Source organism: Streptomyces sp. UNOC14_S4 (assembly GCF_020740835.1).
GTDB lineage: Bacteria > Actinomycetota > Actinomycetes > Streptomycetales > Streptomycetaceae > Streptomyces.
This window is the reverse complement of the sequence record NZ_JAINFC010000634.1, coordinates 1-3768: the sequence shown is the minus strand read 5'-3', so window position 1 is coordinate 3768 and position 3768 is coordinate 1. Positions and strand designations below refer to the sequence as shown.

Annotated in this window: 5 protein-coding genes; 3 read left to right on the top strand and 2 right to left on the bottom strand. The window is 73.3% G+C overall.

Annotation, left to right across the window (positions count from 1 at the left end; genetic code table 11):
- Nucleotides 1-128: 128 nt before the first annotated feature.
- Nucleotides 129-362 carry an Lrp/AsnC ligand binding domain-containing protein gene (locus tag K6I34_RS33440; RefSeq protein WP_121799927.1) on the bottom strand — a complete coding sequence of 78 codons (234 nt, stop codon included), beginning with the start codon at nucleotides 360-362 and terminating at the stop codon, nucleotides 129-131.
- A 137-nt stretch (nucleotides 363-499) separates the two neighbouring features.
- On the opposite strand from K6I34_RS33440, the gene K6I34_RS33435 reads away from it, so the two are divergent.
- Together K6I34_RS33435 and thiD are read left to right on the top strand one after the other, a co-directional pair.
- A complete protein-coding gene (locus K6I34_RS33435; RefSeq protein WP_229331798.1) occupies nucleotides 500-1471 on the top strand; it encodes a thiamine-phosphate kinase in 972 nt (323 codons plus the stop codon).
- A gap of 30 nt (nucleotides 1472-1501) precedes the next feature.
- Nucleotides 1502-2338, top strand: coding sequence for a bifunctional hydroxymethylpyrimidine kinase/phosphomethylpyrimidine kinase (gene thiD, locus K6I34_RS33430; protein WP_229331797.1), 837 nt, complete (start codon nucleotides 1502-1504; stop codon nucleotides 2336-2338).
- A gap of 143 nt (nucleotides 2339-2481) precedes the next feature.
- Here the strand turns inward: thiD and rpmB are convergent, their stop codons facing one another.
- On the bottom strand, nucleotides 2482-2667 hold the full coding sequence (gene rpmB / locus K6I34_RS33425; protein WP_087926075.1) for a 50S ribosomal protein L28: 186 nt from the start codon (nucleotides 2665-2667) through the stop codon (nucleotides 2482-2484).
- A gap of 267 nt (nucleotides 2668-2934) precedes the next feature.
- On the opposite strand from rpmB, the gene K6I34_RS33420 reads away from it, so the two are divergent.
- Nucleotides 2935-3768: DAK2 domain-containing protein (locus K6I34_RS33420; protein WP_229331796.1), on the top strand; the 834-nt coding region annotated here is incomplete at its 3' end.

The following is a 3768-nucleotide window of genomic DNA, read 5'->3' as shown; positions in this document are numbered from 1 at the left end:
GGGTGGGCACCGCGGGCCCCGCCGTCCCGCCGTCCGCGGAGCAGCCCACGGCGGCGAACAGGACGGCGAGGACGGGCAGGCCGAGCGACCGGCGGAGCGAAGACTTCACCGGGCGAGCATACGGGGAGCTACAGATGGACCACCGGACAGGTCAGGGTGCGGGTGATCCCCTCCACCTGCTGGACCTTCGCGACCACCATCCGGCCGAGCTCGTCGACGGTGTCCGCCTGGGCGCGCACGATCACGTCGTACGGACCCGTCACGTCCTCCGCCTGGATCACGCCCGTGATCTTCGCGATGACTTCGGCCACGGTCGACGCCTTGCCGACCTCGGTCTGGATCAGGATGTACGCCTGTACCACGGGACCTCCAGGGCGGCTACGAGGATCATGTGGGGAGAAGAGACGCCACGGTACCGCGTTGCCGTACGACGCGGGGAGACCCGCGCTGCCTGCGCGGCGCGGCGAATGTCACAACCGATACTCCTAGGAGGAGCTCAGTGAAAGGCACCGTGGGCGAGTTGGGGGAGTTCGGGCTCATCAGAGAGCTTACTTCCCGGCTCACCACCACCCCTGCGGTCCGGCTCGGGCCGGGGGACGACGCCGCGGTGGTCGCCGCTCCCGACCGGAGGGTCGTGGCCAGCACCGACGTGCTCCTGGAAGGGCGGCACTTCCGGCGCGACTGGTCCACGGCCTACGACGTCGGCCGCAAGGCGGCCGCGCAGAACCTCGCCGACATCGCGGCCATGGGCGCGGTCCCGACCGCCGTGCTGCTCGCGCTCGTGGTACCCGCCGAACTCCCCGCCACCTGGCCCACCGAGCTGATGGACGGCATCCGCGACGAGTGCCAGGTCGCGGGCGCCGCCGTGGTCGGCGGGGACGTGGTGCGCGGTGACACCATCACCGTGGCCATCACGGCCCTGGGTGACCTGCGCAACCACGAGCCGGTCACCCGCTCCGGCGCCAAGCCCGGCGACGTCGTCGCCGTCACGGGCTGGCTCGGCTGGTCCGCCGCCGGGCTCGCCGTGCTCGTCCGCGGCTTCCGCTCGCCGCGCGCCTTCGTCGAGGCGCACCGCCGCCCCGAGCCGCCGTACCACGCGGGCCCCGCCGCCGCCGCTCTCGGCGCGACGGCCATGACCGACGTCAGCGACGGCCTCATCGCCGACCTCGGACACATCGCCGACGCCAGCAAGGTCCGCATCGACCTGCGGACGGCCGCCATCGACGTGCCCACCCAGATGTCCGACATCGGCCAGGCCGTCGGCGTCGACCCGCTGCAGTGGGTGCTCACCGGGGGAGAGGACCACGCGATCGTCGCGACCTTCCCGCCCGACGTGAAGCTGCCCGCGCGCTGGAAGGTCATCGGCGAGGTCGTCAGCCCCTCCGCGCTGCCGCAGGTGACCGTCGACGGCGCCCCCTGGGACAAGGCGGGCGGCTGGGACCACTTCGGGGACGACGGCCCCCACGAATAGACGGCGGGGGCCGCGAGTAGATTCGGCCGCATGCCGGTTCCTTCTCCCTCGCCCCGCCCCCCGCGCGTGCTGACCGTCGCCGGTTCCGACTCCGGCGGCGGTGCGGGCATCCAGGCCGACCTCAAGACGATGCTCGCGCTGGGCGTGCACGGCATGAGCGTGCTCACCGCTGTCACCGCCCAGAACTCGCTCGGCGTGCAGGGCGCCTGGCCGCTGCCCGCCGAGGCGGTCCGCGCCCAGTTCCGCAGCGTCGTCGACGACATCGGCGTCGAGGCCGTCAAGACCGGGATGCTCGCCTCCGCCGAACTCGTGGAGACCGTGGCGGAACTCCTCACCGGGGTCGGCGCCCCCGTGGTCGTCGACCCCGTCGGCATCTCCAAGCACGGCGACCCGCTGCTGGCCGCCTCCGCGCTCGACGCCCTTCGCACGAGGCTGCTGCCCCTGGCGACGGTCGCCACCCCCAACCTCGACGAGGTCGCCTGGCTCACGGGCGTACACGTGACGGGGGAGGACGATCTGCGGCGCGCGGCCGACGCGGTGCTCTCCTACGGGCCCACGTGGGCGCTCATCAAGGGCGGGCACCTGGACGGCTCCGAAGCCGTCGACTTCCTGACGGACGGCACCGAGGAACACTGGCTGCGGGCCCCGCGCCACGACAACCGCCATACGCACGGGACGGGCTGCACTCTGGCTTCCGCCGTCGCCTCGGAACTGGCGAAGGGGCACGACGTGCCGTCGGCTGTGACCCTCGCCAAGACGTACGTCACCGGCGCGATAGCGGCGGGCTTCTCCTTGGGAGCGGGGATCGGGCCGGTGGACCACGGGTGGCTGCGGGCCGCTGCGCGGCGCCTACCGGGTGCCTCGTGAGCTCGGTGCGCGGCTGCCGGTTGCGTCGTGGCCGGTCGCGCAGTTCCCCGCGCCCCTGATGGGGCGCGCTGTCCCGGTCACTCAGGCCCGGAAAAACGAAAAACCGGTCCATCCGGGAGGATGGACCGGTTCCGCTACTGAATTCAGCGCGAGACCTTACCGGCCTTGATGCACGAGGTGCAGGCGTTGATCCGCTTCGGCGTGCGCCCGATCACTGCGCGCACCCGCTGGATGTTGGGGTTCCAACGACGGGGGGTACGGCGGTGCGAGTGCGAGATAGCGTTGCCGAAGCCCGGCCCCTTGCCGCAGACGTCGCAGTTGGCAGCCACGGGTTACTCCAAAGACGGGTCATCTCCGCTTGCACGAAGACGACAGGCACGTACGGTGAATCCCTGCGTGCCGAGATCTGAAGCGACCGGCAGTACCAGGGGATGTTCCTGATTCTCATCAGGCAACCGGAGCAGCATACATCGACTGCTTCCGTAGAACGAAACTACCATGCCTGCCCGATCCGCTCCCGGCCACCCGCTCCCCGACCCGGCAGGACTACGCTGCCGATCACTGCCCACGCCCCCAGGAGCCCGAGGAGGACACAGGTGCCGCACACTCCCGCAGACTCCGTCCGGGGGTGCCCCCGGGCCGCCGCCGTGGTGCGCACCTGGTGCGCCCTGGCCCTCGACGCGCTCGGGCGGGCCCGCGAGGAGATCGACGCGATCAACGTCTACCCGGTCGCGGACGGGGACACCGGCACCAACCTCTACCTGACCGTCGAGTCGGCCTCCCGCGCCGTCGAGGCGGTCTTCGACGGCCACGCCACCGCGGACCCCGCCGCTCCGCCCACGCTCCCCGAGGTCGTGCGGGCCATGGCGCACGGCGCCCTCATAGGGGCCCGCGGCAACTCCGGCACGATCCTGGCGCAGCTCCTGCGTGGCACGGCGGAGGTCCTGGCCGCCGCCCCCGAGGGCGCCGAGGGCGGCGAGCTGCTGCGTGCGGCCCTGGAGCGCGCCGTCGCGTCCGCGTACGAGGGCGTGGCCCGCCCGGTGGAGGGCACCGTGCTCACGGTCGCCGCCGCCGCGGCCAGGGCGGCCGCGCAGACCGAGGGCGACGCCCCGGCCGTGGCCCGCGCCGCGGACGAGGCGGCCCGTACCGCCCTCGCCGTCACCCCGGGCCAGCTCGACGTGCTCGGCGAGGCCGGTGTCGTCGACGCGGGCGGCCTGGGCCTCGTCGAGGTGCTGGGCGCGCTCGCGCGGGCGCTGTCGGGGGAGACGGCGCCGGTCGCCGCGTACGCGTGGCGCACCGAGGCCGTCACCCCGTCCGCACCGGAACCGCGCCCCACGCGCGCGTGGCGGCCCGCTCGGACCGAGGGCTGCCACCCCGAGCTCACGGCGGGCGGCGGCCCGGTCGGCCCCGCCTTCGAGGTGATCTACCTC

Bases quoted from the DNA above. Each gene is read 5' to 3' on its own strand.
- thiD (WP_229331797.1), top strand. From the start codon at position 1,502: ATGCCGGTTCCTTCTCCCTCGCCCCGCCCCCCGCGCGTGCTGACCGTC.